Consider the following 14,601-nt stretch of genomic DNA (forward strand, 5'->3'; position numbering starts at 1 on the left):
GCGAAATCCGATGAGAGCCCCCACCATGACGTCTCCTGCCCACTCCACTCAGTCCGTGTTTTCCTTGCGCCGCCTTCGCGTGGGCATTGCCGCGCTCATGACGGCCGCGCTGACCGCCTGCGGCGGTGGCGGCGAAATCGGGGTGGACCCGCCGTCCACCGCCGTCTTCGTCACGAACCCGCGCGCCCTGCCCGCCGAATATTTCGCGCGGCAGGCGGTGGCCTATGGCCCCTACCGCGACAACCTGGGCCCAAGAAGCCCCGCCAGCGTGGTCACGTCCGCCAATATCGAGCAAGACATGAGGTTGCTGGAGGCCGGCAATTTCCGGCTGGTCCGCATCTTTGACAGCGGCGACAAGGTGGCGCGGCAAACACTGGACGTCATCGTCGACAACGGACTCGACATCAAGATACAGCTCGGCGCCTTCATGGGAGGGTTCAGATTTGAACTCAACCCCGTCCGGGTTCAGGAAATCCAAGACGCCAACATGGCCGAGCTCGAACGGGCCATCGCACTGGCCAACGATCCGAAGTACCGCGATGTGATCCTCGCGGTCAGCGTCGGCAACGAAAACATCGTGGACTTCTCGGCCGACCGCAACACCCCCGAGGTGATGGCGGGCTACATCAAATACGTGCGCGACCGCATCACCCAGCCAGTGACCACCGACGACAACTTCCAGGTCTTCAGCAACCCGCTGCCCCAGGTCGTGGTGAACGAGATCGACTTCGTGGCCATTCACGCCTATCCAGCCATTGACACCGAGTTCCCCACCAGCCCGCTGTACTGGGACTGGAAACAGCTGAGCGTGCCCGAGGGCCCCGCGCGAGCGACCGCCATGATGGACGCCAGCATCGTCGAACTGAAGAAACAGTACCAAGCCAGTCGAGATGCGCTCAACAGCGTGGGCCTGAGCCAGATGCCGATCGCCATCACAGAAACCGGCTGGAAGGCCCGCATCACGGGCGACCAGGCCTTCCGCGCCCACCCGGTGAACCAGAAGATGTATTACGACCGCCTGGAGCAATGGCGCCAGGAAAGCCTCATGAGCGGGAATGGTCCCGTCAACATCTTCTACTTCGAGGCATTTGACGAGCCCTGGAAGCAAAACGACGACGGCTGGGGCCTGTTCAACGTGCAGCGGCAACCTCGCTACGTGGTTCAGAACCTCTACCCCAGCCTTCAGCCGGAAAATGCCGCCCTGACCGACGCCGACGCGGTGTACTTCATCCCCCCGGTCATCACGGCGCCTTTCGCAGGCAACGCCTTCACCTTGTATTCCGATGCCCCGGGTACCGCTCTGGTGACCGGCTACAACCTTGACGCATTCGGTGGCAACACCGCATCCAGGAGCGTAGACCGAACCTCGTTCGCACCAGATGGCGGCAGCGAGAGTCTGCGAATCACCCCCAGTCCGGCCGACTACGGTTGGGGATTGCTCTACAACCCGCAAGTGGCCCGCACCACCCAGAACCTGGCGGCCTTCGCCACAGTCAATGCGTGGATCAACACGACTTACCCGGGCAGGATCGAAATCGGCGTGTCCACGCTGGATGTCGATGGCAATGGACAGGAAGCCTTTGTCCAGATTGGCAACGGTGAGTATGGCTACTGCAACACCGGCGCATGGTGTCGCGTGTCGATTCCGCTGAGTGCGTTCAGGGCCAAAAACGCCAAGATCGATTTCCGACTGGTGCTAAATCCCTTCTACATCGCGGACCGCTACAGCTTCACCGGCAAACCGCTGAATTCCGGGATCACGACACCGATCAACATCGACGGTATCGGCTGGTCGCGCTGATTTCACATCACCCGCCTGGCCCCGGTGGACAATACCAGGGCCAGGCTTTTTTTGATTGTCCGGAACCCCGCTTGGCCGCGGACCCGCTGACCGCCGCGTTTTGACGATTCCCTTTTTTCGCCCACCACCATGCGTTCCTTTGTGACCGCTCACGGCACCGAGCTGCGGCTGACGCAGACGGGGCTGCTTCCCCCCTCCGACGACATGGGACCGCCCGCCTCGCTCTGGATCGATCCCGAGCGCAGTTTCCAGACCATGGAAGGCTTTGGCGGCGCCTTCACCGAAGCCGCCGCCCATAGCTGGCTGAAGCTGAGCGAGCTGCAACGCGAAGCGGTTCTGAAAGCTTACTTTGATCCAGTGGAAGGGCATGGCTACAGCTTCTGCCGCGTGCACATGAACAGCTGCGATTTTTCGCTGGGCAACTATGCCCATGCGGCCACCCCCGGTGACGTGGCCCTGAGCGACTTCAGCATCGAACGCGATGAACTGGCGCTGCTTCCCTTCATCATCGCGGCCCAGCGCGTGGCGGGAAAGCCGCTCAAACTCCTGGCTTCGCCCTGGAGTCCACCGGCGTGGATGAAGAGCCATGGACAGATGAACCACGGAGGTCATCTGTTGCCCCAGTACCGCGATGCCTGGGCGCGTTGCTACGTGCGCTTCATCCAGGCGTATGCCGAGCTCGGGGTGCCGATCTGGGGCGTGTCGGTGCAGAACGAGCCGATGGCGGTGCAACGCTGGGACTCGTGCATTTACACAGCCGAAGAGGAGCGCGATTTCGTGCGCGACCACCTGGGCCCACAGCTGGAAGCAGCAGGCTTAGGTCATGTGAAGATCATCATCTGGGACCACAACCGAGACCTGATGGTGGAGCGGGCGGGCACCGTCTATGCGGACTCGGCTGCGGCGAAATACGTCTGGGGAACCGGCTTCCATTGGTACGGCGAAGACCATTTCGACCATGTGCAGCTGGTGCACGACGCCTGGCCTGACAAGCAGCTCTTGTTCACCGAAGGTTGCCAGGAAGGGGGTCCGCACCATGGCAGCTGGGACCTGGGCGAACGGTACGCAAGATCCATGATCAATGACATCAACCGGTGGACCGTGGGCTGGATTGACTGGAATCTGCTGCTGGATCAGCAGGGAGGACCCAACCATGTGGGCAATTTCTGCAGCGCACCCATCTTGGTCCGTACCGACCATGACAGCTTCGATCTGCAGAGCTCGTATCACTACATCGGGCATTTCGCCCGCTTCGTGCAGTCTGGTGCACGGCGCATTCTCTGCGCATCGACCAGGGAGGCGCTCGAAGCAACCGCTTTCGTGAACCCCGATGGCAGCGTGGTGGTCGTGGCCATGAACCGGACCGAACAACCGCTGCCGTTCTCACTGAACGCCAGGAGCGTCAGCCACCAGGCGGCTCTGCCGCCGCGGTCGATCGCGACCCTGCTGCTCCCTTAGCCCTGCGAGCCGTCCGACACGCTCAGCGCGCGCGGGCAAGCGTCCGCATCATGTGTCCCGGCCAGCGACTTGGGGGCGTGCAGCTTGAAGCGCTGTCACGCCACCTCCACACGCATGTGCCTCAAACGCCGTACTTGGGGCGCTCGTCTTTGTCCCACAGCCCCCAGCTTGTGCCCACTTCACCTTCTTGTTGCAGCTTCCATGGCTCGTCGAATGAAGAGAAGTGGTAAAGCCTGACCCCCTCGCGTCGGGCCCACTGCTGCACGTCGACAAAGTAACGCATGGCGTTCTCCGGCGAAGGTACGGCCTGAGCTACGGGCTGGCCCAGACCAGGCCAGCCGGTCTCCGTGACGATGACGAGTTTCTCGCCGCCGGCGGCCTGCACCAGGCCATGCATGCGCTTGAGGTACTGCGGCGCCAGGGCCACGTCGGTGCCTTCCCAAAACGGGTAACAGTTGGGCAGCAGCACGTCGCATGCTGCTGTGAGAGCCGGGCGCTCCAGGAATTGGTAGTAGGCATCCACACACCCCACCGGCAGGTCCACTGGGAGCGCTGCCCGGACCCGCTGGATGTAGACCAGCAGTTCGGCTTCGGGAATCTCCCCGCGCAGCAGCACCTCGTTGCCCACCACGGCGATGTCGACCAGCCCGGCCTCGGCCAGGGTCAGCAGTCCGCTCAGCTCGCGCTCGTTGCGGTCCCGATCCTGGCTGATCCAGGCACCCACCATCGTCTTCATCCCGCGCTGGCGGGCCAGCCGGGGGATCATTTCGTGGCCCTCGGTGCAGGCAAAGGAGCGCACCCAGCGCGTGTGGGGCGCGATGAGGTCCAGGCGACGTCGCACCTGCGCCTCGGTCAACTGGTCGCCCGCGCCCTGGCCTTGCATGTAGGCACTGAAGCACAGGCCGTACACACCGCCGCGCAGTTGCTCGGCATACAGCGCCTGAATGTCGGCTGCGGACTTGCTGGCCAGTGGCGAGCGCTCCATGGCCGGCAGCAGCAGGCCATGCTCCTCCAGCCACGGCCGTGCACCCGAGCCCTGGGACGACGAGGCGGAGGCGCGCCGCTTCCGGCGCTCGATCTCGGCGTGCACCTCGGTGGCGCGCTTCTCGTCCAGATCGTAGTCGCGCATGATCCACATGGCCAGCATCGTGCCCAGGATGGGCACGCCGGAATAGAACAGGCGCAGGCCGTCCACCGCACCGGCAGGCTGCGCGGCTGCTCCCGGCGTGAAGGCGACCAACGCCATGATGCCGCCGCTGAGCAGGCCGGCGATGGCGAAGCCGAACTTCACCATCCACCAGTAGATGGCGCCGAAGATGCCCTCGCGCCGCTTGCCGGTGGCCAGTTCGTCAAGGTCGCAGACATCGGCCGTCATCGACATCATCAGCGTGAACAGGCCGCCGATGCCGAAAGAGAAGAACGGCAGCGCGAACATGAACATCCACGGCTTGCCCGGAATCATCAGGAACCACAGCAGTATGTACCCGATGAGCGAGATGCCCTGCGACACCATGAAGGCGTTCTTCTTGCCCATCTTCCTGGACATCCACGCCACGGTGGGGATCACTGCAAATGTGGTGATCAGCGCACCGATGCTGCCGAAGAGCGTGGGCCAAATGCCGGCGGCCGCGGTGTCGCCGTTGAACAGGTGGTAGACGACGATGAAGAACGAGAACGCCGCCACCGTATTGAAGGCGTTGAAGATCAGGAAGGTCGCGTAGCACAGCTTGCGGAACGGGACCGAGCCGAAGGCCTCCTTGAAGCCGATGAGGATCTCCTTCATGCCGCCGCCGAAGTTGGCCCAGGTCAGCGGCACGAGATGCTCGTCGTCCTGAGTCGAGCGGCTGGGCAGGAAGATGGCCGGCACCATGGCCAGCAGCATGCAGACCACGCCGACCCAGACCGACAGCGTGCGGGTGGCGGAGTCGGCATTCTCGAACCAGCTGGGGTCGTACATCACCACCCAGAACCAGGGCGCGATCACCCAGGCCCACTGGCCGATCCACTGCGCCACGGCCATGATGCTGGTGCGCTCGTGGAAGTCGTCACTCATCTCGTAGCCCATCGCCACGTAGGGGATGCTGAACAGCGTCAGCCCCGCGTAGAAGACGATGGACCAGGCCAGGAAGTAGTAGAAGTTGTAGTTGACCCCGTCGTCGCGGTAAAGCTGCCACATCGCCACGAAGGAGATGCCCATCACGATGGCACCGATGAAGACGTACTGCTTGCGCCGGCCCCACTTGGAGCGCGTGTTGTCGGAGATGAAGCCCATGATCGGGTCGGTGACCGAATCGAAGACCCGCGGCAGGAAGAACAGGATGCCCCACATCCAGGGAGGAAAGCCCAGGTTCTGCACCAGCACCACCATGAAGATGCCCAGCGCCGCCGGGAACATCTGATTGGCGAGCATGCCCAGTCCGAAGGCGACCTTGTGCCCGAACGGGATCTTGTGGCCTGGGGTGGCTGCGGTTGGGGTCATGGTGGACTTTCTGTGGTGAAGTGCACCGCCGGACCGGTCGTCCGGGCATGCAGGGAAAAGGCGTTGGTCTCTGCCGTCAGCCGACGGTCTCTGCGGGCATCAGCTCGGGAAACAGCGCCTGCATCACCAGCTTGGGACGGCGGTCGACGGTGAACAGGCCCCAGTGCTTCTCGGGCTCCAGCGGGTCGGGCGATCCCTTCCAGTTTTCGTCAAACGCTTCGAACACGAAACAGAGCAGGCCTTCTGCCCGTGTCCAGTCCATCAGGTCCTGGTAATAGATGGCCTGCAGTTCCTGCACGGCGTGCTCAGCATGCATGCCCCGACCGTTGCTGTTGGTGCACCAGCCGGCCTCGGTGATGACGACCGGTTTGTCGGGGTACAGGCTGGTCACGCTGCGCACGTTGTCCTTGGTGTAGTCCAGCGCTTCGTGGATGTGCTTGTATTCCCACACCGGGTAGGTGTGCAGCGAGATGAAGTCGAGCTCGGCCACCAGGTCGCGCAGTTTGTGCTGCCAGGGCACATAGTTCTCGCAGAAGGTCACTGGCTGCGGCACCGCCGCCTTCACCTGGCGAACGTAGCGGATCATCTGCGACACCGGAACGTAGTGGTCGGTCCAGTCGACTGTGGCCTCGTTGCCCACCGCCACCGAGAACACAATGTCGGAGTAGCGATTGGCCAGGGCAATCAGGCGCGCGATCTCGGCTTCGTTTTCGGAGCGGCTCGCTTCAAGCTGCTCTTCTGAAAAGGTGGCGCCCCAGGGGCAGCCGAAGTTGTTCATCTCGGCACCCAGGTAGGCGCCCAGCATCACCTGAAACGGCAGCCGATCCTCGGCGATGACCTGCAGCACCCTGTCTGCATGCGGGCTGCAGTCGTACAGACGAAGCAGCTTCCAGTGTTTGCGCAGGATGGTGAGGTCTTCGCGAATCTCGTCAAGCGACGGGTAAGTCTGCTCACCCGGGTTCTGGCCGTCTCGATAGCCGCTGTAGCAAATGGCGTTGCCCGAAGGCAGGGTCAGCTGGGTCATCAGATCATCCGAATTTGAGTGCACCGTCTTTGTCCCACAAGCCCCAATAGGCCCCCACGTCGCCCTCGGCGCCCACCTTCCAGGCTTCGTCGAAAGCGGCGAAATAGAAGATCTCGATACCGTCTTCTTCGGCCCAGCGGCAGCAGTCGACGAAGTACTGCATCGCGCCTTCACGCGAAGGCACCGAGCCATGGAACGGACTGCCCTGATCGGGCCAGCCGGTTTCACTGATGAGCACGCGCTTGCCCGGCGCGGCGGCGCGCGTACGAGCCACCATGGTCTGCATGTAGGCCAGGGCCTGCTCGCGCGGGCAACCTTCCCAGAAGGGATAGCAGTTGGTCATCACCACGTCGCAGGCGGCGGTGATGCGCGGGTGTTTCTCGAACAGGTAGTAAGCGTCGACGTAACCCACTGGCACACCGGGCAGTGCGTCCTTCACGCGCTCGATGCAAGCGAGCAGTTCGTCTTCGCTCATGTCCTCGCGCAGCAGCACTTCGTTGCCAACCGCCACGATGTCGGCGTGGCCGGCGCGCGCGACCTCGATCACCCCCTGAAGTTCGCGCTCGTTGATTTCCGCGTCGGTGCCCAGCCAGGCGCCGACCAGCGTCTTCAGGCCGAGCTCGTGGGCGACACGCGGCGTGTGCTCGTGGCCATCGGTGCACGAAAAACTGCGCACCCAGCGCGCATGCGGCTGCAGGATGCGCATCCGCTCCCGGATCTGCGCCTCGCCGATCTGCGAGCCCGGTTGCTGTCCTTCGAGATAGGGACTGAAACACAGGCCGTGCACACCACGCTGCAGCGTGGAGTTGAAGTCGGTGGCGAGCGCGTCGCGCGCTTCATCTGTCCAGACCGTAGGTCCTTGGGTAGCCCAGCGGCCGCTGCCGCTCTCCGCGACAGGCTTTGCACCGGAGTGCGCTGGGTGGGCTTCTTGCCACGCGCCTTGTTCGGCGGCGTTGGCCGCGTTTGAAGCACTCGCCGGATGGGGTTTTGACATGGTTGGACTTTCGATGCGCGGCTGCGCCAGGCTGAGCACACTCAGCGCTTTTTCTTTTCGGACTGCCAAGGGAAACGGCCCTGACCGATCGGTGATGGCGGGCCATAGCCGCCGACTTTTTCGTAGACGCGCACATAGTCCACCACCAGCTCCGCAGGGAAGTGGGTCTGGGGACTGGGCACGCCAGGGAAGTTGCCGCCCACGGCGACATTCATCACCAGATAAAACGGCTGGTCGAAGGGCGCGGGCCAGGGGTTCAGGTCGGCTTTGCGGCGGGCGATCACACCCTGACCGGCTTCCGTCAGGCTGCAGCTCCACCAATGGTTGTAGGTGCGGGTATGCACCTCATCGACATAGAAGCGGATTTCGCCCGGCTCCCACTCGACCGCATAGGTGTGCCAGTCGGCCACGGTGCTGCCGCCGGGCAGCGGGTGCACGTGGGTGATGAGAGCGCGCCCTTCGCTGCCTGAGGAGCCGAAGTGGATGCTGTTGAGCACTTCGTGCGGCTGGTCGCCGACGATCTCCATCAGATCGATCTCGCCCGAGGCGGCCCAGCCTCCGTAGGCATCGGCCTGCGGCAACATCCACAGCGCTGGCCACAGACCCTTGCCCCAGGGCACCTGGGCGCGGAACTCGAAACGACCGTACCGCTGGTTGAACAGCGGCGTGCCGTCGCGCTTTCGCGTCTTCAACCTGGCCGACGTGTAGCCGCAACCATGCAACGACTCCTTCTGCGCCCGAATGGTGAGCAGGCTGTCCTTGACCGAGGCGTTGACCGGTGAGTCGGTGTAGTACTGCAGCTCTTCATTGCCCCAGCCCGCTATCCAGGTGTGACTGGCGTAATCGAAGAAGCCATTGCCAATATCAAAATCCCACTTCGTGCGGTCGATCTCGGTGCCCTCGAACTCGTCGTTCCACACCAGCTTCCAGCCTGGGAGCTTTCTGGGTCGTGTTGCCATCGCGCGTTGTCCCTTCAGACGGCCACCTGGGGAGCAGCGTCGACACCCCGCGCGCCGGCCATTTCCGGCGAGAGCTGTGTCGGCGAAGCAGCCCCGAATCTGGTGATGCGTGAATCCGAGCACCGGGCGCCCACCACGTCCTCCAATGGGAGCAGGCGATCACCATCGCTCAAACCCGAATCGACCCCTTGGCAAACTCGGAATCGGCCCATCGATTCGTGCCCCAAGTCAAGCTCCAGTGGACACGACCGCCACCGCATTGTGCTGACTCGAAGCCTTGCCGATCGGGCCAGGCCTTGGCGTCTGACGCAGTGCCTTCTGGTGACGAAGGAAGTCGCGGTACCAGAGTGCGCTGTCTTTGAGAGTTCTGGCCTGGGTCTCGTAGTCGACATGCACGATGCCGAAACGCTTCTCGTAGCCGGAAGCCCATTCGAAGTTGTCGAGCAGACTCCAGACCATGTAGCCCTCCATGTGCACGCCCTGCTGCATGGCGTCGGCCACGGCGGCGATGTGGCGCGCGATGTAGTCCCGGCGCTGGGTGTCGTGCACGCGGCCGTCCTGAAGCTGGTCTTTGAAGGCGCCACCGTTTTCCGTGACGTACATCGGCGGCACCGAATAGTCCTGGTGCATCCGCACCAGCAGTTCGGTAAGGCCCTCGGGATACACCTCCCAGCCCATGTCGGTGATCTCGCGCCCGCTGCTGTGCACGTCCCATGGCCCGGCAGCGCTGATGACCGAACGCGAGTAGTAGTTGACACCCAGGAAGTCCATGGGGGTGGCGATGGTGGCCATATCACCCGGTGACACCTGCGGAGCGTCGGCACCCAGGTGGGCCAGCACATCTTCCGGGTAGCTGCCGGTGAACAGGGGATCCATGTACCAGCGCAGCAAACGCCCGTCTTCCAGCCGGGTCTTCTCAAGATCTTCTGCTGTGTCGGTGGCCGCGTGCATGGGCGAGAGGTTGAGCACGATGCCCAGGCGGGTCGCATGCCCTTCGGCTCGCATCGCCTGCAACGCCATGCCGTGACTCAGCAGCAGGTGATGGGTAGCCTGCATGGCGGTGGCGCGGTGCTTGATGCCAGGCGCAAAAATGCCGGTTTCATGCCCCAGCACCGCAATCACCCAAGGCTCATTGTGGGTGGTGATGGAGGCCAGGCGATCGCCCAGGCGCCTGGAGACGCCCTGCGCATACTCGACAAACCGGTGCGTGGTGTCACGATTCGCCCACCCGCCCTGCTGCTGCAACTCTTCGGGCAGGTCCCAGTGATTGAGGGTCAGGTAAGGCTTGATGCCTCGCGCGAGCAATCCGTCCACCAGGCGTTCGTAGAAATCCATTCCCTTTTCATTCCAGACGCCGCTGCCGCCTGGTCGCACGCGCGGCCAGGACATCGAGAACCGGTAGGCGTCGACGCCCAGGTCGGCGATGAGGTCCAGGTCCTGTTCCCAGCGCTTGACGTGTTCGCAGGCCACATCGCCATTGCTGCCATCTGCGATGGCGCCCGGCTGCCGGCAGAAAGTGTCCCAAATGGAGGGGCCCTTGCCGTCTTCGGTCGCAGCACCCTCAATCTGAAAGGCGCTGGTGGCCACACCCCAGACAAAGTCGTCAGGGAAGCGGTGCAGATGGCGGTAGATCTCTTGGGAAGGCATGGGCTTTGGCAGAAGGGGTAAAAAGGGAGACTAAGGTCAGCAAACGCTCAATTGAGGGGGCATGCCCTGAGCTCAGAAGCGTGGCTTCGCCACCATCGCATACGGCGCAAGCAGAGGCTCGCCTCATTGGCGTGCATCACGGTAAATGGATGGGCCGTGATGGGCCGGGTGCTGGAGGGCTGGGTGGGCGGAGCAGAGGTCATGTCTGTGCGTGGCTGCCAGGCAGGCAGAACATCGATATGAAAGCGCTTTCAAAAAAGTATACGCGTTTCCGAATGAGCGCCACCAAGGGAAATCCCGGGGGGCACGACCCGCAGACGGCCACCCGGCGGGGTAGAAACAGGGGAGCGCGGGCGCCTTCGCCCGCTCAGACCTTCAGTCTGCGACAGGAATCCCGCACGATCAGCCGTGGGGGCGGCACCATCTGGGTCGGCTTGGTGCCGTCCAACAGCTGCAACACAGCTTGTGCAGCGAGCCGCCCCATGTCGTAGGCCGGCTGATGCACGGTGGTCAATGGCGGCAGGGCATACAGTGAGGTGGGCAGGTCGTCAAAGCCCACCAGGGAGACGTCATCCGGCACCCGCAATCCGTGCCGTTGCAAGCCGTGCGCCGCACCAATCGCCATCTGGTCGTTGGCCGCAAACACGGCGGTGAACTTCTGCCGGCTGGCCATCAGGGTCGACACCGCCTGCACCCCGCTGGCCTCGTTGTATTCACCCTGGACCACCAGCTCAGACTTGAAAGGGATGCCCGCCTGTTCAAGCGCTGTCCGGTAGCCCATCAGGCGCTGGGTGGCATCCGGGTGACGGGGATCGCCAGAAATGAAGGCGATCTTGCAGTGCCCGCCGTCGATCAGGTATCGGGTTGCCAGGCGACCACCCTCGGCATTTTCGAAGTTGAGGGAGAACAGTCCAGGCGCCTTGACCGAGCGCCCGGTGACCACCGTCGGCACCCGCTTGGCGACGGATTTCAAGGCGGCGTCGGTCAGTCGACCGGTGAGCACAATGATGCCGTCGACCCGACGCGACAGCAGGATGTCGATGCAGCGACTCTCGGTCTGGGCGTCCCAGTGCCCGCTGACAAACAGCGGGCTGTAGCCTGCGGGGTCCAGCGCATCCTCGACCCCGCGCAAAGAGGCGCCGTAAAAGGGGCTGTCGATGGCTTGCGTGACGACTCCAATGCTCATGGAGCGACCGCCCGCCAGTCCACGCGCCATCGGGTTCGGCACAAAACCCAGCTGGGCCACCGCCTGGTCGACCGCGGCTTTCTTGGCCGCACTCACCACGGCTGTGCCATTGAGGATGCGGGACACGGTGCTGGGCGACACGCCCGCGAGCTCGGCCACGCGTTCGATGGTGACCACACCGTTTTTCTTGGCAGCGGCTCGCGATGCGCCCGTGCCCGCCGATTTGTTGCTCATGCAGTCCCTTTTCGCAAACACCCAGGTTCACGGGGTGCAGTGTACGAAATGGCGAGATCCCCTTCCTCAGGGCCTCACGGCGCGGGAAGCGCTTTCAATGTCGCGCAAACCGACGGCACAGGATCAGGCGCAGGAGTCGCGGGTCAGGGGGTGCTGTGCGACCGCGCCCAGCGCACGATGTCGGCGGCGCCCATGGCGCCAGGCTGTCGGGCCACCTCACGTCCGCCGGCGAACAGGGCCAGCGTGGGAATGCTGCGGATGTTGAAGCGAGCTGCGAGGCTTTGCGCTGCCTCGGTATTGACCTTGACCAGGCGCATCCGCGGCTCCAGCTCACGCGCCGCCTGTTCGAACGCGGGGGCCATTGCGCGGCAGGGGCCGCACCAGGGCGCCCAGAAGTCCACCAGCACCGGCAACTGCGAACGCGCGATGTGTTTGTCGAACGCGACCTCGTCCAGCTCGACTGGCTTGGCATTGAACAGGGGTTGGTGGCACTTGCCGCAATCAGGCGCTGCGCCAAGCTGGCTGAGGGCCAGGCGGTTGGTGGTGTGGCAGTGAGGGCAAACGATGTGCAGCGGGTCGGCGGGCATAGGAAAACTCCTGAAATTCTGCTGCAGTTGATGCCAGCCACAGGTTTTTCAAGACACCCTACAGGGTATTCAGATCACCTGCGCAATCAGACTGGCCACCATGCTGAGCACGATGGTGGTGGTGATGGGCAGAAACCATTCGCGGCCAAAGGCGCGAAAGCGCACATCACCTGGCAGCTTGCCAAACCCCAGGCGCTGCAGCAGCGGCGTGAACCAGCTGATGAGCAGCAGGGCCAGGAAAATCACGATCATCCAGCGGATCACGTCGGCTCCCGGCTCAAAGTCTGTGCGTGCGGTCGCCCGCCGAGAAGCCCACTGGCGCCCACCCGGCGCAAGAAACCTGCGGCGCGAAAGCGATCACTTTGAAGAGCTCGCCCATTTCGTGCTCGTTCACCAGCTTTTGCATCATGGCGTTTTCGCGCGCTCCCGCATCACGGGCCAGATCCAGCAGACCGGAGTTGATGAGGAACCGGCCCTGGCTGGTGTAACCGAGCACCTCCATGCCGGCGTCCTGCGCCGCCAGGGCGATGCCGGTGAAGTTCACGTGGGCGGTGATGTCTTTCAGCCCCAGATCGCTGAGCGGATCGCTGTCGCTGCGGTGAGCGCGATGGCAGATCAGCGTGCCCATATGGCGCTGGGGGTGGTAGTACTCGGACTCCGGAAAACCGTAGTCCAGGAAGAAGGCCGCGCCGCGCACCAAACGTTCGGCCACGGTGCGCACAAAGGCCTCAGCCTGCGGGTGGATCTCGGTCAGGTAGTCGTGATCACCCGGCAGGTCGATCGGTGGCCGCTGGTCGGTCGGCCGGTCGCTCCAGTGAAAAGAACCTGACGCATCCAGGCCCACACCGCGCTCATGCCACACACCGCCGGTGCGCGCCAGCAGCTGCACCGGCATCGCGTCCAGCACCTCGTTGCCCACCACCACGCCGTGCATGGAATCGGGCAGACGGTCCACCCAGCGCACCAATGCGGCATGGCGCAACAGGGCAGCGCGCTGGCGCTCGCGCAAACTGCCCGAGAGATCCACGATGGTGTACTGCCGTGGGCTTTGCCCCAGGAGCGCCAGCGAATCGAGCAGCTGCCCCGCCAGCGCCCCGGTGCCGGCGCCAAATTCCCACAGCTCGTCGACCCCCGTAGCCTGCAGAGCCTGAGCCACCTGGCGCGCCAGCGCCTGGCCAAACAGGGGCGTGACCTCGGGCGCGGTCACGAAATCGCTGCCGCCACCGCGCCGCCCCTGGGGCAGGAGGCCAAACTTGGGGACCTCGCTGGCGTAATAACCCAGACCGGGTTCGTACAGCGCCATGGCCATGAAGCGGTCGAACGGCAACCAGCCACCCGATGCGCCCACGGCCTGCGCCACCCGCTGGCGCAGGGCGCTCGTTAAACTTGATGGTTCGCTCACTGTGTCGGTGCTCACCCGCCGATTGTCCTTCATGGCCTCCTCCGCGCCTTCGGCTCTCACTCCCCCTCGCACCGTGCTCGTCACCGGCGCGGGCAAGCGCCTGGGCCGTGCCATAGCACTGCAGCTGGCCGGTGCGGGCTGGAACGTGGCGGTGCACCACCGACATTCGGTCAGCGAAGCGCAGCAGACGGCGGCCGACTGCGATGCCCTCACCGGACGCGTTGGCAGTGCTGCGCTCCTGTTTGCTGATCTCGGTGACGAGACCAGCGTTCGCGCCTTGCTGCCGGCGGTGGTGGCGCGTTTTGGGGTTGTGGATGCCGTGGTCAACAGCGCGTCCACGTTCGAGCACGACAGCGCGCAGAGCTTCGGCTTCGCTGCCATGGACACCCACTTGCGGGCTAACACCGGAGCGCCCGTGCTGCTGGCGCAGGCCCTGCATGCCCATTTGAGCGAGCGCGATGCACAGGGCGCGGTGGTCAATCTGCTGGACCAGAAACTCTGGAACATGAACCCGGATTTCTTCAGCTACACCCTGTCCAAGGCCGCCCTGGAAGCAGCCAACACCATGCTGGCACTGGCGCTGGCGCCTCGTGTGCGGGTGGTCGGTGTGGCGCCCGGTCTCACGCTCACCAGCCACCTGCTGAGCGACGACAGGTTTGCCGAACTGCACAAACAGTCGCCACTCGGCCGCTCGTCCACGCCCGAAGATGTGGCCGCCACCGTGGCCTTCGCGCTGGGCAACCGCTCCATCACCGGCACCACGCTGCTGGTGGACGGCGGCCAGCACCTGATGCGCTTCGAGCGCGATTTCTCCCTGATGTGAAGCGCCC

Annotated in this window: 12 protein-coding genes; 3 read left to right on the forward strand and 9 right to left on the reverse strand. The window is 64.0% G+C overall.

Going from position 1 to position 14,601, the window contains the following annotated elements; all coding sequences use genetic code 11:
* The first annotated feature begins 25 nt into the window (after window positions 1–25).
* Together QUV25_RS14775 and QUV25_RS14780 are read left to right on the forward strand one after the other, a co-directional pair.
* Entirely contained in the window at window positions 26–1,801 is a 1,776-nt protein-coding gene (locus QUV25_RS14775; RefSeq protein WP_300865051.1) for a glycosyl hydrolase family 17 protein, read from the forward strand.
* A 129-nt stretch (window positions 1,802–1,930) separates the two neighbouring features.
* Window positions 1,931–3,259: a glycoside hydrolase family 30 protein gene (locus QUV25_RS14780; RefSeq protein ID WP_300865053.1), complete on the forward strand. Its 1,329-nt coding sequence runs from the start codon at window positions 1,931–1,933 to the stop codon at window positions 3,257–3,259.
* Window positions 3,260–3,380: 121 nt separating this feature from the next.
* Here the strand turns inward: QUV25_RS14780 and QUV25_RS14785 are convergent, their stop codons facing one another.
* The 9 genes from QUV25_RS14785 to QUV25_RS14825 all read right to left on the reverse strand — a co-directional run bounded on the left by QUV25_RS14785 (window position 3,381) and on the right by QUV25_RS14825 (window position 13,804).
* Complete coding sequence (locus tag QUV25_RS14785) at window positions 3,381–5,738, reverse strand: MFS transporter (RefSeq protein ID WP_300865055.1); 2,358 nt, start codon at window positions 5,736–5,738, stop codon at window positions 3,381–3,383.
* 76 nt (window positions 5,739–5,814) lie between these two features.
* On the reverse strand, window positions 5,815–6,762 hold the full coding sequence (locus QUV25_RS14790) for a glycosyl hydrolase family 17 protein (RefSeq protein ID WP_300865057.1): 948 nt from the start codon (window positions 6,760–6,762) through the stop codon (window positions 5,815–5,817).
* A gap of 4 nt (window positions 6,763–6,766) precedes the next feature.
* Window positions 6,767–7,756 (reverse strand): glycosyl hydrolase family 17 protein, encoded by a 990-nt coding sequence (locus QUV25_RS14795; protein WP_300865059.1) that lies wholly within the window; start codon window positions 7,754–7,756, stop codon window positions 6,767–6,769.
* A 41-nt stretch (window positions 7,757–7,797) separates the two neighbouring features.
* Entirely contained in the window at window positions 7,798–8,715 is a 918-nt protein-coding gene (locus QUV25_RS14800; protein ID WP_300865061.1) for a glycoside hydrolase family 16 protein, read from the reverse strand.
* Between the two features lie 228 nt (window positions 8,716–8,943).
* Complete coding sequence (locus QUV25_RS14805) at window positions 8,944–10,362, reverse strand: GH1 family beta-glucosidase (RefSeq protein WP_300865063.1); 1,419 nt, start codon at window positions 10,360–10,362, stop codon at window positions 8,944–8,946.
* 367 nt (window positions 10,363–10,729) lie between these two features.
* Window positions 10,730–11,782, reverse strand: coding sequence for a substrate-binding domain-containing protein (locus QUV25_RS14810; RefSeq protein WP_300865064.1), 1,053 nt, complete (start codon window positions 11,780–11,782; stop codon window positions 10,730–10,732).
* A 143-nt stretch (window positions 11,783–11,925) separates the two neighbouring features.
* On the reverse strand, window positions 11,926–12,369 hold the full coding sequence (trxC, locus tag QUV25_RS14815) for a thioredoxin TrxC (protein WP_300865065.1): 444 nt from the start codon (window positions 12,367–12,369) through the stop codon (window positions 11,926–11,928).
* 69 nt (window positions 12,370–12,438) lie between these two features.
* A complete protein-coding gene (locus QUV25_RS14820; protein ID WP_300865067.1) occupies window positions 12,439–12,633 on the reverse strand; it encodes a DUF2905 domain-containing protein in 195 nt (64 codons plus the stop codon).
* Window positions 12,634–12,646: 13 nt separating this feature from the next.
* A complete protein-coding gene (locus tag QUV25_RS14825) occupies window positions 12,647–13,804 on the reverse strand; it encodes an SAM-dependent methyltransferase (RefSeq protein ID WP_300865068.1) in 1,158 nt (385 codons plus the stop codon).
* Here QUV25_RS14825 and QUV25_RS14830 point away from each other — a divergent pair.
* Window positions 13,803–14,594 carry an SDR family oxidoreductase gene (locus QUV25_RS14830; protein ID WP_300865070.1) on the forward strand — a complete coding sequence of 264 codons (792 nt, stop codon included), beginning with the start codon at window positions 13,803–13,805 and terminating at the stop codon, window positions 14,592–14,594. The genes QUV25_RS14825 and QUV25_RS14830 overlap by 2 nt on opposite strands.
* Window positions 14,595–14,601: the final 7 nt, after the last annotated feature.

The sequence above is a fragment of the Hydrogenophaga sp. genome (assembly GCF_030373245.1).
Classification (GTDB): Bacteria; Pseudomonadota; Gammaproteobacteria; order Burkholderiales; family Burkholderiaceae_C; genus Hydrogenophaga.